Below are 25,922 nucleotides of genomic sequence, written 5' to 3'. Positions count from 1 at the left end.
TGAAAAAAACTGTCAGTAATTTATTACGCAGAGCTTTTGTCGATAAGTTAATCAGGATCGGAGAGATCTGTCACCTGCAGGCTGAGCTGCCGGATAATGCCGGCGGTCATGCCCCAGATAAAATAGTCATCAAACCAGGAGAGCCAGACGCGGTGGGAAATATTCTGACGCTGGATATCCAGCGGAAAGTAACGCCCCAGGCGAAGCGCTTCCTGCAGCGGCATTTCGAAAACTGATTCTACTTCACCCTCGTTAGGATGCCAGCTCAGCGTGGCAGGCACGATGCCGACCACGGGCGTTACCTGGAAACCTGTGCTGCTGGTGACGGCAGGCAAAACGCCTACCACCCGCACAGAGTCGGGGGGAATGGCGACCTCTTCCTGCGCTTCACGCAGCGCGGTAACGATTAGCGAGCTGTCTTCAGGATCCCGCATCCCGCCCGGAAAGGCGACCTGGCCCGCGTGTTTACGCAGCGTAGCGGCGCGGCGCGTTAATAAAAGAGAGGGGCGGGGACGGTCGACAACAGGGACCAGCACTGCAGCCTGACGGGTGGGCAAAGCATCGTCGGGCACCTCAGGCCGTTGCAGCACAAAGCGACTCATAAATCGGGCGAGCGTCAGAGCGGTGTCAGGCATTGTGTTTATCCAGGCAGGGAAGAATGCGGTTCACTTTATCGAAGGTTTCCTGATATTCCGACTGCTCATTACTGTCCGCCACAATGCCGCCACCGGCTGAGCAGTAGAGCATGCCCTGTTCGGCAGTCAGGGTGCGGATGGTAATGCTGGTATCCATATTGCCGCAGGCGCTGAGATAGCCAATGCTGCCGCACCAGGCATTACGGCGGTGCGGCTCCAGCGCATCAATAATTTCCATTGCCCGCACTTTGGGCGCCCCGGTGATGGAGCCGCCGGGGAAACAGGCGCGTAGCAGGTCGCAGGCGCTGAGTGAGGGCTTCAGTCTGGCGGTCACGGTACTCACCAGATGATGGACCGCGGGAAAAGGCTCCACCACAAACAGCTCCGGCACCGCCACGCTGCCCGGTTCGGCTGCCCGGCCGATGTCGTTACGCATCAGATCCACAATCATGACGTTCTCTGCGCGATCTTTCGGGGAGTTCGCCAGCTTCTCAGCCTGCTGGCGATCCTGCTGCGGATCCTTCAGCCGGGGGAGGGTGCCTTTGATCGGACGGGTCTCAATCCGATTGCCGCGCATTTTCAGAAAACGTTCCGGCGAAAGGCTGAGCAGAGCGCTCTCCGGCAAGCGCAAAAAAGCGCTGAACGGCGCGCGGTTCTGTTGATTCAACTGTTGGAAGGCCTGCCATTCATCACCGCTGTAGCTGGCCTGGAAGCGTTGAGCGAGATTGATCTGATAACAGTCGCCGCTCTGCAACCACTGCTGTACGCGGCGAAATTTCTCACCATATTCCTCGCGCGTCATGTTCGATTGCCAGCCGCTTGTGAGCTGAAAAGCGTCAGCCTGCCTGCCGGGTTTCAGCGCTTTCAGCCATGCCAGCCTGGCTTCGCCCTCCTGGTGCGCAACCAGCGTCAGTTTTTTCAACCGATGATCGGCAACCAGCGCCCAGCTGTAGAGGCCAACGGCCATATCGGGCGTGGTCAGGTCTTGTTCAGCCAGGTTCGGTAAATGCTCAAAACGGCGGCCTAAATCGTAACCAAACAGTCCCAGCGCACCGCCCTGAAAGGGCAGGTCATCCCGTGCTGGCGCCCGGAAACCACTCTTTGCCAGCGCCTGATCCAGGAGCTTGAGAGGATCCTCTTCACTGATTTCAAGCGTTTCACCCTGTTGGATATGGGTGAACTGACCCCGGGTGATCAGCGTGGTATGGGGTTCGGCCACCATGATATCAAAGCGATTATCGCTGTGTTCGGCAAAGCCGGAATGCAGCAGCATCGACCAGGGCCGATCGGCAATAAAACCAAACAGATTCCCAAGGGCTTCCGGCGTATACTCAAGAGGATAATAAACAGGTGACATGATGGTTCAGCAGGTCAGACAAATAACAGGCAGCAAGCCTGGCATATTTTTCCCCCGCTGGCATCTGTTTGTTGCGCGTGGAATAATCCGTGCGGGATAACAGGAGCAGATATGAATATTGGTTTACCGGCACTTTCTCATGAACAGCAGCAGCAGGCCGTCGAGCGTATTCAGCAGCTGATGTCAGAAGGCATGAGCAGTGGAGAGGCCATTCAGCTGGTGGCGGCTGAAATTCGCGAAACGCATACCGGCGGCATGATTACTGCACGCTTTGACGACGAAGATGAAGAGTATGACCAAGAGGAGTCTGAGCGGCGGCAGGATGATGAGGAAGAAGAGGAAGACGATTACTGAAACTAAGCGCTGGCCTGGTGTGCAATCAGGCCTGCTGGCCGCTTTGATGTTTATCGCCTGCTGGATCCTTCTCCCTCAGCAGGCAGGGGCTGCTTTACCGTTGCCCCCCGAAGCCATAGAGCAGCACTTCACACTCCCCAACCGGGCTGGTGAATTTCACTACTTTACGGTTAATGCTAAAAGTGACAGCGTCACTTCTGCGGCCATTGTGCTTCACGGCCACCCGCGCGATGTGGGCGCTACGCTGTCAGCTACTCTGGCAGCGGCGCAGGGCAACCCTGCAGCTAACCACACCGTTATCGTTGCCCCACTTTTTCAGGTTTCTGCAGAGCAAGCCAGGCACTGTCATTCACCCGGTTTACCCAGGCTACAGCCAGATGACGCGCTCTGGCGGTGTAGCAGCTGGCTGGCGGGTGAGCTGGATGAACGAAAGCGCCTGAGTGCTTTTGCCGCACTGGATGCGTTAATGAAGGATCTGAAACAGCGCTGGCCAGGGATCCGTTCTGTTACGGTGGCGGGCTTTTCTGCCGGTGGGCAGTTTGTTCAGCACTATATCCCTTTTGCCCATCCTCCTGCGGATATTGCCGTGCGCTACGTGGTTGCCGATCCCGGAAGCTGGCTCTATTTTGATAACCGGCCAGAATCGGGCTGCGCTAGCGCAAACGAGTGGAAATATGGCACGGATCGCCTGCCCGTCTGGCTGGCTACCAGCAGGGCTGCAGCGCGTGAAAGCTATCGCAAGGCAAACATAGCCTATCTTGAAGGCGCTGATGACCGGGGAAAGGGAGCGGGAAGCTACTGGCGAATTCTGGATAAGTCCTGCGCGGCTATGCTGCAGGGCAGCTCCCGCCTGGATCGCGGCATCAATTATGCCCGCTATGATCGGCAGGTTCTGCAACCCGCCACGCCGCATCGTTTATCGATTGTGGCGGGTTGTAAACACAACGTTCGCTGCGTCTTTCCTTCAGTTGCCGGGCGGCAGGTGCTTTTTGCGCAGTAAAACGCACACCCGCCAGCCGCTTATCGGGCGGCGATCACTTTGATTTCCACCAGATATTTCGGGTTCATTAATCCGGCCTGAACGGTACAGCGCACCGGCGCATTGCCTGGTGAAACCCAGGCATCCCATGCGCGGTTCATCGCCTGGAAATCTTCTTTGTTCACCAGAAAAATGGTGGCATCCAGAATTTTGCTTTTATCTGAACCCACGCTGGTCAGGAGCCGGTCAATCACCGCCAGCGCGTTCGCCGTTTGCGCTTCTGCATCTTCATCCAGGTTTTCCGGCACGCTGGTGTAATAGATGGTGTCGTTATGAATCACCGCTTCGGACATACGGTGTTCAACGGGTTCAACTCTGGTTATTTCATTTTTCATTTCAATACCTTAATCAAGATTTTCTCCACTTTTAAATCAGTGTGGAACAGATTTGGGTCACTCAGGCTAAAAATATCATCAATCAGCGTCGCGCGCCGTGTTAAATGACCGGCAAAAAGTGAGTGTAACAGTGTTAAAGCCAGATCTATTCAAGCTTACCTGGCCGCCAGGCTGTCAAAGCAAAATCATCAGAATCTTCTATAGTTATTAATACGCTATCTGTTTTAAGAGGTAATTATGTCTGAACATCCTGATTATGACGATCCGCTTCCGCAGCATGAAGTAGTAACAGAATTTCCTGAACAGGAAGATGTTGTACCCGATGAAGAGGTGGAGGGGGAGAAAATCCGCGACCCTTTCCGGGAATAAGAGAAAAATTAGCCGCCTGCGGGCGGCTTTTTACTGCCTGTCCTCAGACGTTTACCAGAAAGCGTGCCTGATTAGAGAAGCAAAAATCGCCCACCGGAAAGGGAAATCCGATCTTTCCGGTGGGGATGCAAGGCATCTTTCGTTACGCCACCGAAGATGCCTGATAGCCAGCAAGAGAAGATTGATTAACAGCAATTTTGGGAACTTCTTCACTTATCATTACTTAATAAATGAAATCCATAATCATTCTGACCCGATCCCCGCAGCGCTAAAATGCGTTTTTACTCATACGAGGTAAGAAAAGAATTTAACTTTTTGAAACTTGCGATCTTGTTAGCGATCAGAAATGGGCGGATCATATAAGCATCTGAGTTGAACATGGTAGGTTCCATGCTGATAAGCCCTGAGAATTCACGTAGCAACTCCGCAGACAGACAGCTTGCCTGTACCCTTGCTGCCGTTGCTGGAGCTCTGAACACCGCAGCATTTGAAATCGTAGGATTTTTTTCCGCCAATATGACGGGTAACGTATCGTCGCTCTCAGATCATCTGGCAAAAGTTAACTTCGCACCGGGCCTTTTTTTTCTCTCTCTGGTAGCTATCTTCATCGCTGGGTCCGCATTCGCCACCATCATTATTAATGCAGGGCGCAGAAGGAATATTCGCTCGGTATACGCCTTTAATATTGTCATTGAAGGCGTGGGACTTGTGGTTCTGGGCATTGTTGAAACCTGGCTGACCCCCTTCTCTCCGGGTATGTTACTTATCCTGAGCCTGAGTTTTTTAATGGGGTTACAGAATGCAGTCGTTACCCGACTCTCTAATGCAAGAGTAAGAACAACGCATGTATCGGGAACATCAACCGATATTGGTATTGAGCTGGCGATGCTTTTCGATGTGCTGAGGCGAAAAGAGTCGCCAAAAGAGGCTCCCTTCTACCTTGAAAGGCTGAAGCTTCACTCTTTTACACTGCTCTCATTTCTGGTTGGCGGTGTGGCAGGGATATGGCTGTTTCATCTCACTGGATATGGATTTCTGTTATTTATTGGCACCGGCGTGATTTTACTGGCCTTACATAACATAGTAAGAAAGCAGGAAAATTTATAAGGGACTCCCTGCCTGCCGGTAAACTGATTTTTACGTTGAAATGTCGGGCGAAAACATCACTTAACTCCTTGATAATATTGTAGCGAAAGGGTGCATCACCCGACCTCATATTGCGCAATAATTAACCAGAAAAATGATATAACTTATTGATTTTAATAATTTTGCACCTTTCAGTTAATACTGACATAATTACAGTGTTTTCATCAAGGGTAGTGAGGAAGTGTGGCAGACGATTTTGCAGCAGATGGCGCGCTTGCGCTGGCCATTCCCGGTTTCAAACCGCGTGAACCGCAGCGCCAGATGGCCCTGGCGGTTAGCGAGGCGATAGAGCAAAAGCGTGAGCTGGTGGTGGAAGCAGGTACGGGAACCGGTAAAACCTACGCTTACCTTGCCCCCGCGCTGCGCTCAGGTAAAAAAGTGATCGTCTCTACCGGCTCAAAGGCGCTGCAGGATCAGCTCTACAGCCGCGATTTGCCGACCGTAGCAAGAGCACTGAACTATAAAGGTCAGGTGGCGCTGCTGAAAGGGCGTTCAAACTACCTCTGCCTTGAGCGGCTGGAACAGCAGTCAATGGTGGGAGGAGACCTGGCGGTGCAGGCGATGAGCGATCTGGTTCATCTGCGCGGCTGGTCCAGCGAAACCGTTGATGGCGATATCAGCACCTGCGGCGGCGTGGCGGAAGACAGCACCATCTGGCCGCTGGTCACCAGCACCAATGATAACTGTCTGGGCAGTGACTGCCCTCAGTATAAAGATTGTTTTGTGGTAAAAGCGCGGCGTAAAGCGATGGACGCCGACGTGGTGGTAGTCAATCACCACCTGTTTCTTGCCGACATGGTGGTGAAAGAGAGCGGGTTTGCTGAACTGATCCCGGAGGCGGATGTGATGATCTTCGATGAAGCACATCAGATGCCCGATATCGCCAGCCACTATTTCGGCCAGCAGCTCTCAAGCAAACAGCTTATCGATCTGGCCAGGGACATTACCATTGCCTACCGTACCGAAGTGCGTGATGTCCAGCAGCTGCAGAAATCTGCCGACCGGCTGGCGCAGAGCGCGCAGGACTTCCGGCTGGTGCTGGGCGATCCCGGTTTTCGCGGCAACCTGCGTGACGTTCTCAACAATCCCGCCATTCAGCGTGCGCTGCTGCTGCTGGATGATGCGCTGGAACTCTGTTACGACGTGGCAAAACTGTCGCTGGGCCGCTCGGCACTGCTGGATGCCGCTTTTGAACGCGCCGCCCTCTACCGTGGCCGCCTTAAACGGCTGAAGGATGTGTCGCAGCCTGGCTTCAGCTACTGGTATGAGTGTAACTCGCGGCACTTTGTGCTGGCCCTGACGCCGCTTTCGGTGTCGGATCGCTTCCGTGAAGTGATGGACGAGCGGCCAGCAAGCTGGATTTTCACCTCTGCCACGCTGGCCGTTAACGAACAGATGACCCACTTCGTCGGGCGGCTCGGCGTTACTGACGCCAAAACCATGATCCTGGAGAGCCCGTTCGACTTTGCCAGCCAGGCGCTGCTTTGCGTGCCGCGCAATCTGCCTTCGCCTAACCAGCCCGGCGGGGCAAAGCAGCTGGCCAAAATGCTGCTGCCGCTGATTGAAGCCAACAATGGCCGCTGTTTCTTTCTCTGCACTTCGCACCAGATGATGCGGGAGCTGGCGGAACAGTTCCGCGCCATGCTGACCTTACCTGTGCTGGTGCAGGGAGAAACCAGCAAAGGGCAGCTGCTCAAGCAGTTTGTCGCAGCCGGTAACGCTTTGCTGGTCGCCACCAGCAGCTTCTGGGAGGGAGTGGACGTGCGGGGCGATGTGCTTTCGCTGGTCATTATCGACAAGCTGCCGTTTACTTCGCCAGACGATCCCTTGTTAAAGGCGCGCATGGAGGATTGTAAACTGCGCGGCGGCGATCCCTTTGATGAGGTCCAGCTTCCTGATGCGGTGATCACGCTCAAGCAGGGCGTGGGTCGCCTGATCCGTGATGTTGATGACCGGGGCGTGCTGGTGATTTGCGATAACCGACTGGTGATGCGTCCTTACGGCGCAGTATTTCTCAACAGCCTGCCGCCCACGCCGCGAACGCGCGATATTCATCAGGCAGTTGAGTTCCTTAAACCGTCGCCACAACAGTAATCTTCCGCGCAGTGTGCTATGCTGCGCGCCGAAAATTTCTCCCGTAGAGGTATGTATGTCCACGCGTATTTTAGCCATCGATACGGCCACGGAAGCCTGCTCCGTGGCGCTGCTGAGTGATGATGCGGTCACCGCCCGGTTTGAACTCTGTGCCCGGGAGCACACCCAGCGTATTTTGCCGATGGTGCAGGATCTCCTTCAGCAGACCGGCAGTACGCTCAGCGGGCTGGACGCTTTAGCATTTGGCCAGGGGCCAGGCAGCTTTACCGGCGTACGCATCGGCATTGGCATCGCTCAGGGTCTGGCGCTGGGTGCCGGGCTGCCGATGGTCGGCGTCTCCACGCTGAAGACCATGGCGCAGAGCGCCTGGCGTCTGCAGGGAGCAACGCGGGTGCTGGCAGCCATTGATGCACGCATGGGTGAAGTTTACTGGGCAGAATATCAGCGTGATGAACAGGGCGTCTGGCACGGGGCGGAGAGTGAAGCGGTACTGAAACCGGAAGCGGCTCAGGCGCGGATTGCGACGCTGTCGGGAGAGTGGGCAATGGTGGGGACCGGCTGGAAAGCCTGGCCTGCGCTTGCTGAAACCGCAGGCCCGGTGTTGCTGGCCACTGAGGTCACGCTGCCCTGCGCCGAAGATATGCTTCCTCTGGCAGCGCAGGCGCTGTCAGCCGGAAAGAGCGTTGCTGTTGAGCATGCAGAGCCGACCTATCTGCGCAATGAAGTCACCTGGAAAAAACTGCCGGGCCGCGAGTAAACGGGCAACTATTTCACAAGGATGCAGTCATAGTAGTCAGTACCCTGGAGAACTTTATGCGTAAATCCGTTTTTTTGCAGTTAGGTAGTCTGTTACTGGCCTCTGTGCTGCTCTCTGGCTGCGTGAGCGTGCCAGATTCGGTGAAAGGCTCATCGCCAACCCCTCAGCAGGATCTGGTGCGGGTGCTGAATGCGCCGCAGCTTTATGTCGGCCAGGAGGCGCGCTTTGGCGGTAAGGTGGTTAAGGTTGAGAACAAAAATGGCATGACCCGGCTGGAGATTGCGGCTCAGCGTCTTGATGACACCGCAAGACCGCTGTTAGGTACGCCCTCCATTGGCCGTATCTATGCGGATATCAAAGGCTTTGTTGACCCGATTGACTTCAATAATCAGATCGTGACCGTAGTGGGTCCGATCAGGGGCACCGAAAAAGGGATGATTGGTCAGGCTGCTTACAGCTTTGTCACGGTGGATGTCACGGGCTATCAGCGCTGGCATCTGACGCAGCAGATCGTTTCGCCGCCTCAGCCGATCGATCCCTGGATCTGGTATGGCCCGCCGCGTGGACACCATCGTGGCGGCTACTGGGGCCCGCCTCCGTTTGGCTATTACAATAACGGGCCTTCCCAGGTCCAGACTATCCTGACCGAATAGCTCTCACGTAGATTCATTCACGACCCGATGGCTTCTCGCCACGGGTCGTTTTTTATTGTCGCTCTCAGGACGAGATAAATTTAGTGATGGGCTTCGCAACCTCAAAACTGAGAAAAGAGCAAACTGGTACGCTGAGTTAAAATAATGTTAAAAGCGCACCGACTGAGGTTTCGATGACCACAAATACGACTTTCCGAGGTGTTTCCTTGAATAAGGTTTGGTTAAACCGTTATCCGGCAGATGTTCCGGCCGAGATCAGCGCCGATCGTTATACCTCGCTGATTGACCTCTTTGAACAAGCGGTAAAGCGTTACGCGGACCAGCCCGCCTTTATCAATATGGGGCAGGGGATGAGCTACCGGAAGCTGGAGGAGCGCAGCCGTGCTTTTGCGGCTTATCTGCAGCAGGGCCTTGGCCTGAAAAAGGGCGACCGCGTCGCCCTGATGATGCCAAATCTGTTGCAATATCCTGTTGCTCTGTTTGGCATCCTGCGGGCGGGAATGGTGGTGGTCAATGTTAACCCGCTCTACACCCCGCGTGAGCTGGAGCACCAGCTCAACGACAGTGGCGCAAGCGCGATTGTTATTGTCTCAAACTTCGCCCATACCCTTGAGAAAGTGGTTGCCAGTACGCAGGTAAAACATGTCATTCTCACCCGGTTAGGCGATCAGCTGGCACCAGCTAAAGCGACGCTGGTGAACTTTGTGGTGAAATATATCAAACGGCTGGTGCCCAAATACCATCTTCCCGATGCGCTCTCATTCCGCAGCGCGCTGCAGCAGGGCTCACAGATGCACTATCTGCGGCCGGAGATGGTTAATGACGATCTGGCGTTCCTTCAGTATACCGGTGGCACTACCGGCGTGGCGAAGGGGGCGATGCTGACGCACCGTAATATGCAGGCCAACCTTGAGCAGACCAAAGCGACCTATGGCTCACTTCTCAAGGATGGCAGGGAGACGGTAGTGACGGCGCTCCCGCTCTATCATATTTTCGCCCTGACGGTGAATTGCCTGCTGTTTATTGAACTGGGTGGGGCGAATCTGCTGATTACGAACCCGCGGGATATTCCGGGGTTGGTCAAAGAGCTCGCAAAAGTGCGGTTTACCGCTATTACGGGCGTCAATACGCTGTTTAACGCGCTGCTGAACAATGAGGATTTCCACAAGCTCGACTTTTCCAGCCTCACCCTGTCAGCCGGCGGCGGGATGGCGGTGCAGAAAGCGGTGGCGGAACGGTGGGAAAAACTCACCGGGCACTATCTTCTGGAAGGCTATGGGCTGACCGAATGTTCTCCGCTGGTCTCGGTTAATCCCTATGATATTCGCTATCACAGCGGCAGCATCGGGCTGCCTGTCCCCTCAACGGATATCAGGGTTGTGGACGAAGAGGGCAATATGGTGGGCGAAGGAGAGCCTGGCGAACTCTGTATTAAAGGCCCGCAGGTGATGCTGGGTTACTGGCAAAGGCCTGATGCCACGCTGGAAGTGCTAAAAAATGGATGGCTTCACAGCGGTGATATTGTTACCGTTGACCATGAAGGCTTTATCCGCATTGTCGATCGCAAAAAAGATATGATACTGGTCTCTGGTTTTAACGTTTATCCGAACGAGATTGAAGATGTGCTGATGCTCCATCCGAAAGTTCGTGAAGCGGCGGCGATTGGGGTTCCCAATGACGCCGCAGGTGAGACGGTAAAGATTTGCGTGGTCAGAAAAGATCCTTCGTTAACCAAAGAAGAGCTGATTGCCCACTGTAAGAAACATCTCACCGGCTATAAAATTCCCAAGCTGGTTGAGTTTCGCGATGAGTTGCCAAAAACCAACGTAGGCAAAATCCTGCGCCGTGAACTGCGTGATGAAGCGATAAAAGCGGGCAGTTAAGTACCGCTTTCTGAGAATGCAAAAACGCCGGTCCTGCCGGCGTTTTTATTGTGAAGACACTGAGGCGAGAAACGCCACAGCGAGAGGATCATTTTGAATTACACCATGATAACCACTAACGAGGCGCTGGCTGAACTCTGCCAGCGTGCTCGTCAGGTTCCGGCGCTGGCGCTGGATACCGAATTTGTCAGAACCCGCACCTACTATCCTGGTCTGGGGCTGATCCAGCTGTACGATGGCGAACAGATTGCGCTGATTGATCCTCTGCCAGTCACCGAGTGGGGCCCGTTTCGTGACCTGCTGCTTGATGAGAACGTTATTAAGTTCCTGCACGCCGGCAGTGAAGATCTTGAAGTATTTCTGCATGAGTATGGCGTTTTACCGACCCCAATGATCGATACGCAGATTCTGGCAGCCTTTACCGGCCGGCCACTCTCCTGCGGCTTTGCAACGCTGGTTGAATCCTATACCGGCATTGCGCTGGACAAGAGTGAATCCCGTACCGACTGGCTTGCCCGCCCGCTGACGGCCAGGCAGTGTGAATATGCGGCTGCGGACGTTTACTATCTGCTGCCGATTGCGCAGAAGCTGATGAACGAAGCACGGGAAGCGGGCAGTCTGGATGCTGCTCTGAACGAGTGCAGCCTGCTGTGCCAGCGCCGTCAGAGGGTTGTGGCGCCAGAAGAGGCATATCGCGATATCACCAACGCCTGGCAGCTTCGCCCGCGTCAGCTGGCTGCGCTGCGTCTGCTGGCTGCCTGGCGGCTTGAGCTGGCCCGGGAGAAAGATATGGCGGTGAACTTTGTGGTGCGCGAAGAGAATTTATGGAAAGTCGCCCGCTATATGCCTGGGTCGCTGGGCGAACTCGATCATTTAGGCCTGGCGGGGCAGGAAATTCGTTTTCACGGTAAAGCGCTGGTAGCGATGGTGGCCAGAGCGAACGAGCTGGATGAGAGCGAGCTACCGGCACCGGTGGCGAACCTGATTGATAATCCTGATTACAAGAAAGTCTTTAAAGAGCTGAAAGCGTTGATGGCTGAAGTGGCAGAGAAAGAGGGCATAGGTCAGGAGCTGCTGGCTTCACGTCGTCAAATCAACCAGCTGTTGAGCTGGCACTGGCGTCTGAAACCGCAGGAGTCAAAACCGGAGCTGGTGGATGGATGGCGGGGCGCACTGCTTCACGACGGGATCGCAACAATCCTGAAGGCGTACTGACCTGAACCTCCTTTCCCCTGCACGAAAGCAGGGGAAAATCAGGCGCAGAAGAGGATCATTTCGGGGCTTCTTCTGCCTCCGGAAGCGTAACGTTCAGCTCCAGAATCGAAATATCATCATCCTTTTGATCCAGCTTAACGCTCAGCATTTCCGGATCGATCTTCACATATTTGCAGATAACTTCCAGAATATCCCTTTTCAGCTGCGGCAGATAGTGGGGCTCACTGTCGCCCCTCCTGCGCTCTGCAACAATAATCTGCAGCCGTTCCTTGGCTATATTGGCTGTGCTCTTTTTACGGGATAAAAAGAAATCGAGTAAGGCCATGGTTTATCCCCCAAACAGGCGTTTCAGGAAACCCTTCTTCTCTTCTTCAATGAAGCGGAAGGGGCGTTCTTCACCGAGAATTCGGTCAACGGTATCGGCGTAGGCTTTGCCCGCATCGGACTCGGCATCCAGGATCACCGGCTCACCCTGGTTTGACGCGCGCAGCACGGACTGATCTTCAGGAATAACGCCTGCCAGCGGGATACGCAGAATTTCCAGCACGTCTTCCATGCTCAGCATATCACCACGGTTAACGCGGCCCGGATTGTAGCGGGTCAGCAGCAGATGCTCTTTAATCGGATCCTGTCCGTTTTCAGCACGACGCGATTTTGAAGAGAGGATGCCCAGGATGCGGTCAGAGTCACGCACCGAAGAGACTTCAGGGTTAGTGGTAATAATCGCTTCGTCAGCAAAATAGAGCGCCATCAGCGCACCGGTTTCAATACCCGCCGGTGAATCGCAGACGATGAAGTCGAACTCCATCGCGGTCAGGTCATTCAGGACCTTCTCCACGCCATCACGCGTCAGCGCATCTTTGTCGCGAGTCTGTGACGCAGGGAGAATGAACAATTTTTCGGTGCGTTTATCTTTAATCAGCGCCTGGTTCAGGGTGGCATCGCCCTGAATCACATTAACAAAGTCGTAAACTACGCGACGTTCACAACCCATAATCAGATCGAGGTTACGCAAACCGATATCAAAGTCGATAACCACGGTCTTTTTGCCCTTCTGGGCTAAACCGGTAGCGATGGCCGCGCTGGACGTGGTCTTGCCCACGCCTCCTTTACCCGATGTAACTACAATAATGCGTGCCATATAATAATTTCCTTAAGCAAAGAAAGGGCTCGTGAGCCTGGCTCAGTTCAATGTCTGTATAGTCAGGGCGCCATCGCTTAAGCAGAGGCGTGACGCTTTTCCAAAAAATTCAGCCGGGATTTGGTCCATTATCCAGTATTCACCGGCAATAGAGACCAACTCAGCTGACAAACTGGTACAAAAGATCTGGCACTCACGATCGCCACTGGCTCCTGCCAGCGCACGTCCGCGCATCATGCCATAAATATGGATGTTGCCATCGGCGATAAGTTCAGCGCCGGCGCTGACGCTGCTGGTCACAATCAAATCACAGTTCTTGGCATAAATCTGTTGACCAGAGCGGACCGGGGCATTGATGACCCTTGTTTTAATGGCGGGGGTTTCAACGGGCTGGGCAGGTTCAACAACCTCAACGGTTTGTTTCTGCTCTTTACCTTCCGACAGCAGCGGCAAACCTGCGCGGCTGATGATGCGCTTCAGCGACTCATCTTTGCAGCCACTAACGCCAACAATATGCAGGCCGGTGGAGATAATGGCCTGCTGCATGAGCCGCCAGTTCACTTCACCGGTGAGTGAAGCCATGTTCAAAACAACCGGGGCATTTTTCAGAAAGGCGGGAGCCTGATTGATTTTGTCCTGCAATGCCTGACGAACCACTTCTGGATCGGCGTGATGAAGGTGCACAACAGACAGAGTAAAACTGCTGCCTTTTAACTCGATTGGCGTTTGTGACATCTGTCGCGGCTCAGTCCTGTTATTTCGTGTCCCAGCAAATTTATGTCGTAAAACGCACATTTAATCAGGTTGGGACAATATTCCGAAGTTCTGCAAGCATGGTATAGTTACTGCTATATTCAGGCAAGTCACCATCCAGGTTAATTCGAGTAAAAAATATGTTTTGTGTGATCTACAGAAGCAGCAAGCGTGACCAGACTTATCTTTATGTCGAAAAAAAAGACGATTTCTCGCGCGTACCGGCTGAACTGCTGCAAGGCTTCGGTAAACCGCAGCTGGCTATGATGCTGCCGCTGGACGGCAGCAAAAAGCTGGCGAACGCTGATTTAGCTAAAGTAAAGGCGTCACTTGAAGAGCAGGGGTTTTATTTACAGGTCCCTCCGCCGATCGAAAGTCTGCTTAAGATGCACCTGGGAAAAGAGTAAAGAAGTTTAATTAGGAATCATCTGCAAAATATATCGCCGTCACGGCTGCAATCTTCCCGATTTTAATTGTGGCGGCACCGGCAAAAAAAGGATGCCCGCATGAAGCTTACATCCCTCAGTACGGTTATTTTTTCCCTGATTCTGGCCGGATGCGCCAGTAAAAATAGTGCCGCCCCCGCGCCTGCAGCGCCTGTTCCCGCCCAGGGCGCAACGCCTGCACCGGCGAAAGGCGGTTTCCTGCAGGCGCCGACAAAAACCACGCTGGCAACCGAAGGTCGTAATCCGGCTGAGTTTCCCGGCTATGTTGAGCAGTTAAAAGCGCAGGCTCGCCAGCAGGGAATCGATGAGAGTACGCTCGAGAGCGCTTTTGCCAACGTTCATTTTGTCGATCACGTCATTAACTCCGATCGCAATCAACTTGAACAGAAAGTGACGCTGAGCGACTACCTTTCCCGCGTTATGACGGAGAAGAAGATCCAGCAGGGGCGCGAAAGCTTGCAGCGTTATCAGGCGCAACTGATGCCGATTGCTCAGCATTCCGGCGTGCAGCCGCAATATATCGTTGCGCTTTGGGCCATGGAGAGTAGCTTTGGTAAAATCCAGGGGCGTGAAGATGTGATCTCTGCGCTTGCCACGCTCGCCTTTGAGGGGCGCCGCGAAGCCTTCTTCACCAAAGAGCTTATTGCAGCGCTGCAAATCATTCAGCAGCAGCATATCGCCGCCGGGGAGATGAAAGGCTCCTGGGCTGGGGCAATGGGGCAAAACCAGTTTATGCCCAGCTCCTTTATGCGCTACGGCGCAGACGGCGATGGCGACGGTAAGATCGACATCTGGAACAGCGTGGATGACGTTTTTGCTTCCACCGCCAATTATCTGGCGAAAGAGGGCTGGAAACGGGGTGAAAGTTGGGGCCGGGAAGCGATCCTGCCGGTGGACTTTGTGCCGGAAATGGCCGGGCTGAAAGAGGGGCAGGCTAAAACCGTGGGGGAATGGGAAAAACTGGGTGTCCGGCTCAGCAGTGACCAGAATCTTCCTGACACACGACAGCGCGCCTGGATCGTAACTCCAGATGATATTCCTGGCCGCGCGTTCATGGTTTATGACAATTTCCGCACCATTATGCGCTGGAATCGATCCTATTATTTCGCTATCAGCATCGGCATGATGGCGGACGCGATTTCTCAATAACGGAAGGGTGGCCGCCACAGGGCCATCACACCTCAACCTAAGCAGGGGAACAGTATGTATCAGCATCATAACTGGCAGGGCGCGTTGTTGGATTATCCGGTGAGCAAAGTGGTCTGCGTGGGCAGTAACTATGCCAAACACATTAAAGAGATGGGCAGCGCAACGCCTGCCGAGCCGGTGCTGTTTATCAAACCTGAAACGGCGCTGTGCGATATCCGCCAGCCTCTGTCGATTCCTAAAGATCTTGGCGCCGTGCATCACGAGGTCGAGCTGGCGGTGCTGATTGGCTCAACCCTTAAAAATGCTTCAGAAGAGCACGTAACCAAAGCCATTGCGGGTTACGGCATTGCGCTGGATCTTACGCTGCGCGATCTGCAGGCGGCCTGCAAGAAAGCGGGTCAGCCGTGGGAAAAAGCTAAGGGCTTTGACAACTCCTGTCCAATCTCTGGCTTCATTCCCGCCAGCGAGTTTGCCGCCGATCCACAGAACGTGGAACTGAAGCTGGTGGTAAATGGCGAAGTGCGCCAGCAGGGCAATACCGAAGAGATGATCCATAAAATTGTGCCGCTGATCGCTTATATGAGCAAATTTTTCACCCTGCGCGCAGGCGATATTATCCTGACCGGCACGCCTGAAGGCGTAGGCCCTATGGCTTCCGGCGACACGCTTGAAGTCACGCTGGGTGACCGGGGTGTCGCTACCCGCGTGCTGTAAGACTTGCATCTGGAGCCCGAACTGTTTATAAGGTGCGGGCTTTTACTTAAACGGGACACCGAACATGACTGAGACCCCTTTCTGGCAGCGGAAAACGCTGGAACAAATGAGTGATGAGGAATGGGAATCCTTGTGTGACGGATGTGGCCAGTGCTGTCTCAACAAGTTGCAGGATGCCGACACGGATGAGATCTACTTCACTAACGTCGCCTGCAACCAGCTCAATATCAAAACCTGCCAGTGCCGCAACTATGAGCGTCGCTTCGAATATGAAGAGGACTGCATTAAGCTGACGCGCGAGAATCTGCCCACTTTCTCCTGGCTGCCGCCAAGCTGCGCCTATAGGGTGCTGGCTGAAGGTAAAAATCTGCCGGTCTGGCATCCTCTGCGCAGTGGTTCGAAAGCGGCGATGCACGCAGAACGTATCTCAGTCCGGCACATTGCCGTGCGGGAGAGCGAAGTGCGGGACTGGGAAGATCACATTATTAACCGGCCTCATCGCTGAAACAAAAAAGCCGCCTGCAGATCTGGCGGCTTTTTTATTTTCAACTGCACTTATCCTGCAGATACATCAGGGGGCGGTCTGCATCTGTCTGGCCTGCGGCTGACCCACAGGATCGCTTCCGCCGGGGGCGCCAGGCAACTGATGACCACCTGGCGGGGCGGGTGGCGGTGAATGAATATCGTCTCGTGGCGCGCATCCGGAAACAAAGGCTGCACTACAGGCCAGCGCCAGCACTAATACAAACTGTTTCATGCCTTTCCCTTCTGTTTTATTAAGTAATTTCAGCATAGTAGCGCCTTGCCAATCCTTCAAATAATCCCCAAAAGCGCGCATAAAAAAGCCCGCTCAGTGCGGGCTTAAGGCGTCACCCTGCGCTAGCGTGAGAAAAGATCGCGGCGTTTTGGCTTAAACGGCTGAGCAACAAGTACCAGTAGCGCCACGATGAGAAAGGCGGCAAAAATTCCTATCAGCCATTGCGGCATACTCAGCGTTAATAATGACCACTGCTTTTCGGCGCAGTCACCGGTAGCAACAAACACGGAAGGCAGCCATTTATCCAGCGGAAGCCAGCCGGGGAAGCGGGCGGCAAAATCACAGGTGACAAAAGGATTCGGATGCAGTTGGATCATGGTATGTTCCCAGGAGAGGCGGACGCCTTCCCAGGCACTGTAGATCCATATCAGGATAGCGACCCAGCGCAGAGGCGTTTTAGGCGCGATGGCTCCCACCACTCCCGCGCCCATAATGCCAAACAGGGCACAACGTTCATAAATACACATTACGCAGGGTTTTAGCATTAAGACGTGCTGAAAATAGAGTGCGACCATTTCCAGGGCAAAAGCCGTAAAGGCCAGGAGCAGCCAGGCACCGCGGCCGCGGGAACTGCTATTCAGATATCGCAACATAATCATTCCATGTGATGGGCGTACAACCGGCAGTGTAAACTAAAAGCCCCTCCGTGCCAGCCACGCTAGGAAAAATTTAAGGCTGAAAATGACTTATGTTAAACAGTGGCGCAATAAACTGATTTTATCGTGGATTGAGGGGCGATCCCGACAGGAGCCGAAAAACAGGCATCCGGAATTGCTGGACCTTTTTTAAAATTATGCGGGATGGGTGCCTTTTTCAGAGGCTGGCGGTCTAGGTCATTGCCGGGGCATCTGGTATGATGAGCTCCATATTTGCACTCCTGAACGCAACGGAAACAGAACGCTATGGTCATTAAGGCGCAGAGCCCTGCGGGTTTCGCTGAAGAGTATATTATTGAAAGCATCTGGAACAGTCGCTTCCCTCCGGGGTCGATTCTGCCAGCGGAGCGCGAGCTTTCTGAACTGATTGGTGTGACCCGTACCACCCTGCGTGAAGTCCTCCAGCGCCTTGCGCGCGACGGCTGGTTAACCATTCAGCACGGTAAGCCAACCCGCGTGAACAATTTCTGGGAAACCTCTGGTCTCAGCATTCTGGAAACGCTAGCCCGGTTAGATCATGACAGCGTTCCTCAGCTGATTGATAACCTGCTTGCCGTGCGCACGAATATCTCCTCTATCTTTATTCGTCGGGCCATCCGCACTTACCCGGAAAAGGCGAAAGAGGTGCTGGAAACGGCAAAGAACGTGGAAGATAAAGCGGAAGCGTACACCGACCTCGACTACAGCATTTTCCGCGGCCTGGCGTTTGCCTCCGGGAATCCGATTTATGGTCTGATCCTCAACGGCCTGAAAGGGCTCTATACCCGCGTGGGAAGACACTACTTCTCTAATCCTGAAGCACGCCAGCTGGCACGCGACTTTTATCAGCAGCTGATGACCATTTGTCAGAACCAGCAGTTTGATAAGATTGTTGATGCGGTCCGGGATTACGGGCGGCGTAGTGGGGAAATCTGGCACGGCATGCAAAACAGTATGCCAACGGATTTACCGCCGCAGCGTCGGTAAGCAGGCAAAAAAAAGCCGGTTCAGCGTGAACCGGCTTTTTTTATCACAATTTACAGCGTGGAGGTGCGGGGTGGGCAACGATCCAGCAGTTCGGTGCTGCCATCCTCATTCTGCTGCTCCAGATGGACCTCAAAGCCCCACAGGCGATGCACATGCTTCAGCACTTCCCGGCGGCTCTTATCCAGCGGCGCACGGCTGTGAGGCACATAGTGCAGCGTCAGCGATCGATCGCCGCGCAGATCCACATCATAAACCTGAATGTTGGGTTCCAGATTACTCAGGTTATACTGCGCTGAAAGCTGCTGACGGATAGCTCTGTAACCCGCTTCATCGTGAATGGCGGCAATCTCAAGGAAATTATTACGATCATCATCCATCACCGTAAACAGGCGGAAGTCGCGCATCACTTTGGGTGACAGGAACTGGCTGATAAAGCTTTCATCCTTAAATTCCCGCATGGCGAAATGCAATGTTTCCAGCCAGTCGCTGCCCGCAATATCGGGGAACCAGTAGCGGTCCTCCTCGGTTGGCGCTTCACAAATACGCTTGATGTCCTGGAACATGGCAAAGCCCAGCGCATAAGGGTTGATGCCGTTATACCACTGGCTGTTGTAAGGCGGCTGATAAATCACGTTGGTATGGCTGTGCAGGAACTCCAGCATAAAGCGCTCAGAGACTTTCCCTTCGTCATACAGATGATTCAGAATGGTGTAATGCCAGAAGGTAGCCCAGCCTTCATTCATCACCTGCGTCTGCTTCTGCGGGTAAAAGTACTGGCTGACCTTACGGACGATACGCAAAATCTCACGCTGCCACGGCTCCAGCAGCGGCGCATTCTTCTCCATAAAATAGAGCAGGTTTTCCTGCGGCTCAGAAGGGTAATGCGCCTGCTGGGCCTGAGTAGCCTCTTTTTCACGCCTTGGTAAGGTGCGCCACAGCATGTTGACCTGACTTTGCAGATACTCTTCGCGGCTCTGCTGTCGGGCCTTCTCTTCCTGCAGCGAAATTTTTTGCGGACGTTTATAACGATCGACGCCGTAATTCATCAGTGCATGGCAGGAGTCGAGCAGCTTTTCCACCTCTTCCATACCGTAACGCTCTTCGCACCGGGTAATGTAATTACGGGCAAAAATCAGGTAATCGACGATGGAGCTGGCGTCGGTCCAGCTGCGAAACAGGTAGTTATTCCTGAAGAAGGAGTTGTGGCCGTAACAGGCGTGCGCCATCACCAGCGCCTGCATAGTGATGGTGTTCTCCTCCATCAGATAAGCAATACAGGGATTGGAGTTGATCACAATTTCATACGCCAGACCCTGTTGACCATGCTTATAACGCTGCTCCGTTTCGATAAATTTTTTACCGAAGGACCAGTGGGCATAGTTAATAGGCATCCCGACGCTGGAATAGGCATCCATCATTTGTTCAGAGGTGATGACTTCGATTTGATGAGGATAAGTTTCAAGCCGGTAGAGCTTGGCGACGCGGTCGATCTCTTTCAGATAATCATCAAGCAGATCGAAGGTCCAGTCAGGTCCATCACTGAGTCGTTTGCTGTCCTTAATGGGATCGTCAAAGATAGTCGTCATAGCGCACCCCTTTTTAAAAACCGGTTTTCGACGTTACAACACGTAGCGACAAAACGTCCGTTTTTATCTCGACCTGTCGGTGCCATTGCTGACAAAGAAACAGGCCTGGAATTAAAGCCAATACCTCAATGATAGTTCACTCTCTCCGATCGCTCAGATGAATACAACGGAAATCTTCAACAGAAAAAGTGAGCCGCAAAGGAAAAATAATTTTTCCGTCACGTGAAATGTGAGCTGAACGCTATTTAACAGGATTATATTCTGTATATAAGAGAAAGCTATGAGCAAATCACTTTCTGCTGAGAAGGGTAAGAAATGGCGGGTATGTAAATATAAGCTGCTTTTTACCGTAGGTTTTCAGAATTTAATTTCGAATATTGCGCGACATCCCTTTTTCAATACCCTTAAGCGTGAAAAAGATGTGAAATATGTCAGCGCGATGTTGCCTATGATGGTGCAGTGTTTTCAACCGGCTCGGTCGCAATCAACCAGTTTATTCCTCTTTTCAAAACGGCGGTGGGGCAGTTATGCGAGTTGTGATTCTGGGTAGTGGTGTGGTAGGTGTGGCAAGCGCCTGGTATCTGGCGCAGGCCGGGCATGAGGTGACGGTAATCGATCGCCAGCCTGGCGTGGCGCTGGAAACCAGCGCAGCAAACGCCGGGCAGATTTCGCCAGGTTATGCTGCGCCCTGGGCGGCCCCGGGCGTTCCTCTTAAGGCAGTAAAATGGATGTTCCAGCGCCATGCACCGCTGGCAATTCGTCCCGACGGCAGCCGCTTCCAGCTGGAGTGGATGTGGCAGATGCTGCGCAACTGCGACATGCGCCACTATCAGGAAAATAAAAGCCGCATGGTAAGGATTGCCGAATACAGCCGCGACTGCCTGAAACTGCTGCGTCAGGAGACCGGCATTGCCTATGAAGGACGCCAGGGCGGTACGCTGCAACTCTTCCGCACCAGCCAGCAGTTTGAAAGCGCGACCAAAGATATCGCCGTTCTGAAAGAAGCGGGTGTGCCTTATGAACTCCTGGAAGCGGCCCGGCTGGCGGAGGCTGAGCCTGCGCTGGCTGCCACGCAACACAAGCTCACCGGTGGGTTGCGGTTGCCTAATGATGAAACCGGCGACTGTCAGCTCTTTACTCAGCGCCTTGCTGAGAAAGCGGCTGGCGCTGGCGTCACCTTCCGCTTCACTACGCCAGTGGATGCCTTGCTGCAGGAGGGCAACAAGATCGCAGGCGTGAAATGTGGTGCAGAAACGATCACCGCTGATGCCTTCGTGGTGGCGTTCGGCTCCTACTCCACCAGCCTGCTTAAGGATATTGTCAGCATTCCTGTCTATCCGCTGAAAGGGTATTCACTGACCATCCCGATTAAAGATGCCGGGGCTTCGCCCGTTTCTACCGTTCTGGATGAAACCTATAAAGTGGCGATTACCCGTTTTGATGACCGCATCCGCGTGGGTGGCATGGCGGAAATTGTAGGCTATAACACCAAACTGCTGCCCGCGCGCCGGGAAACGCTGGAGATGGTGGTGGGCGATCTCTTTCCGCAGGGCGGCGAGATCGCTCAGGCCAGCTTCTGGACAGGGCTGCGCCCCATGACGCCTGACGGTACGCCAATTGTCGGGCGCACCCCGCTGAAAAATCTTTATCTGAATACCGGTCACGGAACGCTCGGTTGGACCATGGCCTGCGGTTCCGGGCAGCTACTTTCTGATATTATCTCGGGACGTACGCCAGCCATTGCCGCAGACGATCTCTCGGTGATGCGTTATTTGCCGGGATTTTACCCGAGTCTGGGCCCGCTACACGCGGCTCGTTAATCTCGTCCCGCATTGAGAATCAGGAGAAGTCATGTCTCGTCCGATTGTCGCCAGCATCGATACCAGCGCATTGCGACAGAACCTGGCGATAGCTCGCCAGGCCGCCCCTCATTCACGCCTCTGGTCAGTGGTCAAAGCCAATGCGTATGGTCACGGTATTGATCGGGTCTGGCAAAGCCTCGCCGACACGGATGGTTTTGCGCTGTTAAACCTGGAAGAGGCGATCCTGCTGCGTGAACAGGGCTGGAAAAAGCCCATTCTGCTGCTGGAAGGCTTCTTCCACGCCGATGAGCTGGCGATCCTCGATCGCTATCGCCTGACCACCAGCGTACACAGTAACTGGCAGATCCAGGCGCTGGCAAAGGCCAGACTCTCTGCGCCGCTGGATATTTACCTCAAGATGAACAGCGGTATGAACCGCCTCGGTTTTCAGCCGGAGCAGGTTCAGCAGGCCTGGCATAAACTGCGCGGTCTTGAGAACGTCGGCGAGATGACGCTGATGGCCCATTTTGCCGAAGCGGAAAGCCCTGAAGGCATCGTGGAGCCGTTAAAACGTATTGAGCAGGCCGCAGAAGGTCTGGTGTGCCCGCGCTCCCTGGCTAACTCCGCCGCCACGCTCTGGCACCCTGAAGCGCATCATCAGTGGGTGCGTCCTGGCATTATCCTTTATGGCGCATCGCCCAGCGGACGCTGGCAGGACATAGCAGGCAGCGGGCTGGCGCCTGTGATGACGCTGAGCAGTGAAATTATTGGCGTCCAGACGCTGAAAGCAGGGGAGAGAGTGGGCTATGGCGCACGCTATCAGGCGACGGGCGAGCAGCGCATTGGCGTCGTGGCCTGTGGCTATGCGGATGGTTATCCGCGTCATGCCCCAACCGGCACCCCTCTCTGGGTGGATGGTGTGCTGACCCACACCGTGGGGGCGATCTCGATGGATATGATTACGGTAGATCTAACCCCGTGCCCGCAGGCAGGCATCGGCAGTCAGGTGGAGCTGTGGGGAAACAACATAAAAATTGATGAAGTGGCCGCTGCTTCCGGCACCGTGGGCTATGAGCTGATGTGCGCCTTAGCCCCACGGGTACCGGTCAGAGTCAGTTAGTTTTCAGCGCGGTCAGCGTGCCGCGCACTTTTTTACTGTATACCCACGCCAGCGCGGCCAGCCCCGCACCCAGGGTCATCATGGCGCTCAGCGCCAGCTTTTCGCTCAGCGGAAGCGCCATAGCGAGCAGCCCTGCTGATGATCCCCCAGCCATCTGAATAAAGCCCGCCAGCGCAGACGCTACGCCCGCCTGCTGTTGATAAGGCTCTAACGCATAGCTGGTGGCAGGCCCCACGGTGAAAGCGAGTCCGGCAACAGAGATCGCCACCGGGAACATATAGAGCGCCCAGCTGGTCTGCATCTCTGTCGGGAATATTATCATCCCCGCCCACATGGTCACTGCACCGGCAGCCATCGCCAGGCTGCCGAGCGCCAGGCAAATCGGCCTGCCCACCTTGCGGATCATTTTATTCACCAGCACACTTACCAGCATGATCCAGAAACCGTTAGCCCCAAAAGCCACGGAGAACTGCAGGGCAGAAAGCTTGCCTTCCGTCATCAGCACCTGTGGCGCCAGAGAGACGTAGGTCAGGACCATCCCCATTGCTCCCGCGTTGGCGAAGGTGAAAGCCAGAAAGCGCGGCTGCCGCAGAATCTCTGCATACTGGCGCAGCGGGAGTCCTTTCACCGCCAGCGTACCGGCTGGCCGCGTTTCCGGCAGGAAACGCAGGATCAGCAAGCCGATCGCCAGCGCATAGCCGGTCAGGAACCAGAACGGCGCACGCCAGCCAAAGGCATCCGCCAGAAAGCCACCAAGCATAGGAGCGAGTGCGGGAACGATGTTCAGCGCGCCATTGAGAAAGCCATAAGCTTTTGCCGCATCATCTCCCTCAAGGCGATCGCGCACGCCGCTAAATGCCACCACGGCGGTACAGCAGACGGCACAACCCTGAACAATTCGCGCGGTAAGGAACTGTGGCCAGCCGGTTGCGGTTGCGGCCAGAATACTGCCCAGTACGTAGAGCAGCAGCCCGGCCAGGGCGATGGGCTTTCTGCCGAGATTATCAACCAGCGGGCCTGCGACGATCTGACCTAATCCCATAACCAGCAAAAAGAGGGGGATAGTGGTCTGAATGGTGGTCACCGGCGTGTTCAGGCCGGTGGCAATCTCAGGCAGAGTCGGCAGATAGAGGTCAATACCCAGCGGTGCCAGCAGCACCAGGCTGAGAAGAAGAAGGGTGAATTTTTGCATCGTGCGTGACGGCATCCGTTAAAAAGCAAGCCGCACAGGGTAGTGTCAACTGCGTGAAAAGAAAAGAGCAGAGCGAACTATTTTCAGGAGAGGCGAGAGCCATGCCCGCTGCTGTGGGCATGACTCTCACTTATCGATCAGTATGCGCCATCCCGACGCAGTACCACGCCAGCAGTTTTGAACAGGATAGCGATGTCAGTCCAGAGCGCCCAGTTTTTCACATACCAGGAGTCAAAGTAGACGCGGGTATCATAGTCAATATCATTGCGGCCGCTCACCTGCCACAGGCCGGTCATGCCGGGTTTAGCCATCAGATAGTAATCCACATCCCCCGCGTAACGTTCCAGCTCCGCTTCAATAACCGGACGCGGCCCCACCAGACTCATCTCGCCGCGGATCACGTTCCAGAGCTGCGGCAGCTCATCCAGGCTGGTTTTGCGCAGGAATGCACCAATTTTAGTGACGCGAGGATCGTTCTTGAGCTTAAAGTCTTTATCCCATTCAACGCGGGCTTCCTCGCTGGTGGCCAGCAACTCCTCCAGCACCTCTTTGGAGTTGGTAACCATCGACCGGAACTTCAGGCATTTGAATTTTTTGCCATCCTGGCCCACACGCTCGTGACCATAAATTTTATTGCCGCCATCACGTCCCACCATCCAGCAAATCAGTCCAAATGCCGGAGCGAGGAACAGCAGCAGCATCGAGGCCACCACCACGTCGAAGGTGCGCTTCAGGAAGCGGGAAGAGCGTTTTGCCAGATTATTGCTGACCCGCAGGATCATCACTTCATGACTGAAGATAAAGGACATATCGGTACCGTACAGCGGGACGCCACGCAGCGTGGGCACCACCGAAACAGAACGGCACTTTTTCTTCGACAGCAGCTTCAGCCACATATCACGCATGCCCTGCTGCTCATATTCCATCGCTACGATGAACTGAGTATTTTCCAGGTCAACGGTATCCCAGACAATATCTTTTAAGGTGATAACCGGTACGCCGTTGAGATTATCCGCGCCGGTATGGCCATTGGCGGCCACAAACGCCTTCACTTCATAGCCCAACAGCTCTTCACTTTGCAGTGCGGCATAGGCTTCCCGGGCATTTTTACCGGAGCCGATAATAATGGTTTGCTTCTGCCACTGACCCGCTTTAAGAATGGCGTGCTTAACGCTTGAACGCAGAAGGGGAACCAGAATCAGGGCGTAAGCCCAGGTGAAACTCCATAACATCCTGGAGAAATCCCATTTTGAAAAGGCGATCAGCGCCAAATCAAGCAGAGAGAATATCACCAGCGTTTTAATCACTTCTTTCAGTTCAAACCAGAATGGTTTGCGGTAAGTATAATGCCGTAAACGCATCCAGAACCAGGCCGTACAGACCACAGACATGACAAACTGGGCAATAAAGCGAACCTTAACTTCCTGAGGCGGGATAAAAACATCTAAATTACCCCAAATACCTTGTACGGTAGCCGCCGATAAAAACAGGGCGAGATTAATCGAGATTAAATCTGAAAGACTTAATGTAACCTTGGCAATAATGTTTTTTCGGGTGCCGCTAAAGGCGCGGCGACGATCGTTCAGTACCAGAGTACTTGCCATAATGCCTGCTCTCTTTTCAATAAGAATCAGTGCCCTGACGGGATTAAAGCACGCGTTCAGGAGTAACGTTATTAATGCCAATTCCTGTAGCATTAATAATTAATTCTTCTTTTATCGCTTAATGCGACAGGGATAAATC

28 protein-coding genes are annotated in these 25,922 nt (G+C 54.2%); 17 read left to right on the top strand and 11 right to left on the bottom strand.

Annotation, left to right across the window (positions count from 1 at the left end):
* Positions 1-47: 47 nt before the first annotated feature.
* Both Q3V30_RS11515 and pabB read right to left on the bottom strand, forming a co-directional pair.
* On the bottom strand, positions 48-635 hold the full coding sequence (locus Q3V30_RS11515; RefSeq protein ID WP_306205747.1) for a CoA pyrophosphatase: 588 nt from the start codon (positions 633-635) through the stop codon (positions 48-50).
* Entirely contained in the window at positions 628-1,992 is a 1,365-nt protein-coding gene (pabB, locus tag Q3V30_RS11510; protein ID WP_306205745.1) for an aminodeoxychorismate synthase component 1, read from the bottom strand. Before pabB ends, Q3V30_RS11515 begins: the two co-directional genes overlap by 8 nt.
* Positions 1,993-2,103: 111 nt before the next feature.
* Between pabB and Q3V30_RS11505 the strand changes: the two genes are divergently transcribed.
* On the top strand, positions 2,104-2,346 hold the full coding sequence (locus Q3V30_RS11505; RefSeq protein WP_306205743.1) for a YoaH family protein: 243 nt from the start codon (positions 2,104-2,106) through the stop codon (positions 2,344-2,346).
* Between the two features lie 19 nt (positions 2,347-2,365).
* The gene (locus Q3V30_RS11500; protein WP_306205741.1) at positions 2,366-3,346 is read left to right on the top strand and encodes a hypothetical protein; all 981 of its coding nucleotides are present in this window, start codon (positions 2,366-2,368) and stop codon (positions 3,344-3,346) included.
* Between the two features lie 20 nt (positions 3,347-3,366).
* Here Q3V30_RS11500 and Q3V30_RS11495 read toward each other — a convergent pair whose 3' ends face one another.
* Complete coding sequence (locus Q3V30_RS11495) at positions 3,367-3,720, bottom strand: RidA family protein (protein ID WP_306205739.1); 354 nt, start codon at positions 3,718-3,720, stop codon at positions 3,367-3,369.
* A 237-nt stretch (positions 3,721-3,957) separates the two neighbouring features.
* Here Q3V30_RS11495 and Q3V30_RS11490 point away from each other — a divergent pair, with 237 nt between their 5' ends.
* From Q3V30_RS11490 to rnd, 7 genes are all read left to right on the top strand, one after another.
* Positions 3,958-4,089: a hypothetical protein gene (locus tag Q3V30_RS11490; protein WP_306205737.1), complete on the top strand. Its 132-nt coding sequence runs from the start codon at positions 3,958-3,960 to the stop codon at positions 4,087-4,089.
* A gap of 390 nt (positions 4,090-4,479) precedes the next feature.
* Positions 4,480-5,196, top strand: a complete 717-nt coding sequence (locus tag Q3V30_RS11485; RefSeq protein ID WP_306213196.1) for a YoaK family protein — start codon at positions 4,480-4,482, stop codon at positions 5,194-5,196.
* Between the two features lie 222 nt (positions 5,197-5,418).
* Positions 5,419-7,329 (top strand): DNA repair helicase YoaA, encoded by a 1,911-nt coding sequence (yoaA, locus tag Q3V30_RS11480; protein ID WP_306205735.1) that lies wholly within the window; start codon positions 5,419-5,421, stop codon positions 7,327-7,329.
* A gap of 55 nt (positions 7,330-7,384) precedes the next feature.
* Positions 7,385-8,086 (top strand): tRNA (adenosine(37)-N6)-threonylcarbamoyltransferase complex dimerization subunit type 1 TsaB, encoded by a 702-nt coding sequence (gene tsaB, locus Q3V30_RS11475; RefSeq protein WP_306205733.1) that lies wholly within the window; start codon positions 7,385-7,387, stop codon positions 8,084-8,086.
* Positions 8,087-8,142: 56 nt separating this feature from the next.
* Positions 8,143-8,739: a Slp family lipoprotein gene (locus Q3V30_RS11470; protein ID WP_306205731.1), complete on the top strand. Its 597-nt coding sequence runs from the start codon at positions 8,143-8,145 to the stop codon at positions 8,737-8,739.
* Positions 8,740-8,945: 206 nt separating this feature from the next.
* A complete protein-coding gene (gene fadD / locus Q3V30_RS11465; protein WP_306205729.1) occupies positions 8,946-10,622 on the top strand; it encodes a long-chain-fatty-acid--CoA ligase FadD in 1,677 nt (558 codons plus the stop codon).
* A 105-nt stretch (positions 10,623-10,727) separates the two neighbouring features.
* Positions 10,728-11,837 (top strand): ribonuclease D, encoded by a 1,110-nt coding sequence (rnd, locus tag Q3V30_RS11460; protein WP_306213195.1) that lies wholly within the window; start codon positions 10,728-10,730, stop codon positions 11,835-11,837.
* Positions 11,838-11,892: 55 nt separating this feature from the next.
* Here rnd and minE read toward each other — a convergent pair whose 3' ends face one another.
* From minE to minC, 3 genes are read right to left on the bottom strand one after another with little or no spacing between them, the layout of a single operon-like run.
* Entirely contained in the window at positions 11,893-12,162 is a 270-nt protein-coding gene (minE, locus tag Q3V30_RS11455; RefSeq protein WP_158784887.1) for a cell division topological specificity factor MinE, read from the bottom strand.
* Positions 12,163-12,165: 3 nt separating this feature from the next.
* Positions 12,166-12,978 (bottom strand): septum site-determining protein MinD, encoded by an 813-nt coding sequence (gene minD, locus Q3V30_RS11450; RefSeq protein ID WP_306205726.1) that lies wholly within the window; start codon positions 12,976-12,978, stop codon positions 12,166-12,168.
* Positions 12,979-13,020: 42 nt separating this feature from the next.
* Entirely contained in the window at positions 13,021-13,713 is a 693-nt protein-coding gene (gene minC, locus Q3V30_RS11445) for a septum site-determining protein MinC (RefSeq protein ID WP_306205724.1), read from the bottom strand.
* 158 nt (positions 13,714-13,871) lie between these two features.
* On the opposite strand from minC, the gene Q3V30_RS11440 reads away from it, so the two are divergent.
* The 4 genes from Q3V30_RS11440 (at position 13,872) to ycgN (ending at position 16,545) form a co-directional block, all read left to right on the top strand.
* The gene (locus Q3V30_RS11440) at positions 13,872-14,138 is read left to right on the top strand and encodes a YcgL domain-containing protein (protein WP_306205722.1); all 267 of its coding nucleotides are present in this window, start codon (positions 13,872-13,874) and stop codon (positions 14,136-14,138) included.
* Between the two features lie 99 nt (positions 14,139-14,237).
* Complete coding sequence (locus Q3V30_RS11435; RefSeq protein WP_306205719.1) at positions 14,238-15,326, top strand: lytic murein transglycosylase; 1,089 nt, start codon at positions 14,238-14,240, stop codon at positions 15,324-15,326.
* A 54-nt stretch (positions 15,327-15,380) separates the two neighbouring features.
* Positions 15,381-16,040, top strand: a complete 660-nt coding sequence (locus Q3V30_RS11430; RefSeq protein ID WP_306205717.1) for a fumarylacetoacetate hydrolase family protein — start codon at positions 15,381-15,383, stop codon at positions 16,038-16,040.
* Positions 16,041-16,104: 64 nt separating this feature from the next.
* Entirely contained in the window at positions 16,105-16,545 is a 441-nt protein-coding gene (ycgN, locus tag Q3V30_RS11425) for a cysteine cluster protein YcgN (RefSeq protein ID WP_306205715.1), read from the top strand.
* Positions 16,546-16,611: 66 nt separating this feature from the next.
* Here ycgN and Q3V30_RS11420 read toward each other — a convergent pair whose 3' ends face one another.
* Together Q3V30_RS11420 and dsbB are read right to left on the bottom strand one after the other, a co-directional pair.
* Complete coding sequence (locus Q3V30_RS11420) at positions 16,612-16,833, bottom strand: hypothetical protein (RefSeq protein WP_306205713.1); 222 nt, start codon at positions 16,831-16,833, stop codon at positions 16,612-16,614.
* Positions 16,834-16,919: 86 nt separating this feature from the next.
* Entirely contained in the window at positions 16,920-17,450 is a 531-nt protein-coding gene (gene dsbB, locus Q3V30_RS11415; protein WP_306205711.1) for a disulfide bond formation protein DsbB, read from the bottom strand.
* A gap of 309 nt (positions 17,451-17,759) precedes the next feature.
* On the opposite strand from dsbB, the gene fadR reads away from it, so the two are divergent.
* Entirely contained in the window at positions 17,760-18,479 is a 720-nt protein-coding gene (gene fadR / locus Q3V30_RS11410) for a fatty acid metabolism transcriptional regulator FadR (RefSeq protein WP_306205709.1), read from the top strand.
* A gap of 50 nt (positions 18,480-18,529) precedes the next feature.
* Here fadR and Q3V30_RS11405 read toward each other — a convergent pair whose 3' ends face one another.
* Positions 18,530-20,065, bottom strand: a complete 1,536-nt coding sequence (locus Q3V30_RS11405) for a SpoVR family protein (RefSeq protein ID WP_306205707.1) — start codon at positions 20,063-20,065, stop codon at positions 18,530-18,532.
* A gap of 280 nt (positions 20,066-20,345) precedes the next feature.
* Here Q3V30_RS11405 and Q3V30_RS11400 point away from each other — a divergent pair, with 280 nt between their 5' ends.
* From Q3V30_RS11400 to dadX, 3 genes are read left to right on the top strand one after another with little or no spacing between them, the layout of a single operon-like run.
* On the top strand, positions 20,346-20,615 hold the full coding sequence (locus tag Q3V30_RS11400) for a hypothetical protein (protein ID WP_306205705.1): 270 nt from the start codon (positions 20,346-20,348) through the stop codon (positions 20,613-20,615).
* Positions 20,593-21,885 (top strand): D-amino acid dehydrogenase, encoded by a 1,293-nt coding sequence (locus tag Q3V30_RS11395; protein ID WP_306205703.1) that lies wholly within the window; start codon positions 20,593-20,595, stop codon positions 21,883-21,885. Before Q3V30_RS11400 ends, Q3V30_RS11395 begins: the two co-directional genes overlap by 23 nt.
* 31 nt (positions 21,886-21,916) lie before the next feature.
* The gene (gene dadX, locus Q3V30_RS11390) at positions 21,917-22,987 is read left to right on the top strand and encodes a catabolic alanine racemase DadX (protein ID WP_306205701.1); all 1,071 of its coding nucleotides are present in this window, start codon (positions 21,917-21,919) and stop codon (positions 22,985-22,987) included.
* Here dadX and Q3V30_RS11385 read toward each other — a convergent pair.
* Both Q3V30_RS11385 and wbaP read right to left on the bottom strand, forming a co-directional pair.
* On the bottom strand, positions 22,980-24,179 hold the full coding sequence (locus Q3V30_RS11385) for a multidrug effflux MFS transporter (protein WP_306205699.1): 1,200 nt from the start codon (positions 24,177-24,179) through the stop codon (positions 22,980-22,982). The two genes, dadX and Q3V30_RS11385, sit on opposite strands and share 8 nt — an antisense overlap.
* Before the next feature lie 137 nt (positions 24,180-24,316).
* Positions 24,317-25,783, bottom strand: coding sequence for an undecaprenyl-phosphate galactose phosphotransferase WbaP (gene wbaP, locus Q3V30_RS11380; RefSeq protein WP_306205697.1), 1,467 nt, complete (start codon positions 25,781-25,783; stop codon positions 24,317-24,319).
* Positions 25,784-25,922 lie beyond the last annotated feature (139 nt).

Origin of the sequence: Erwinia pyri, from assembly GCF_030758455.1 — a bacterium.
Lineage (GTDB): Bacteria > Pseudomonadota > Gammaproteobacteria > Enterobacterales > Enterobacteriaceae > Erwinia > Erwinia pyri.
The sequence above is the reverse complement of the archived record's forward strand: the minus strand, read 5'-3'. Positions and strand labels throughout refer to the sequence as shown.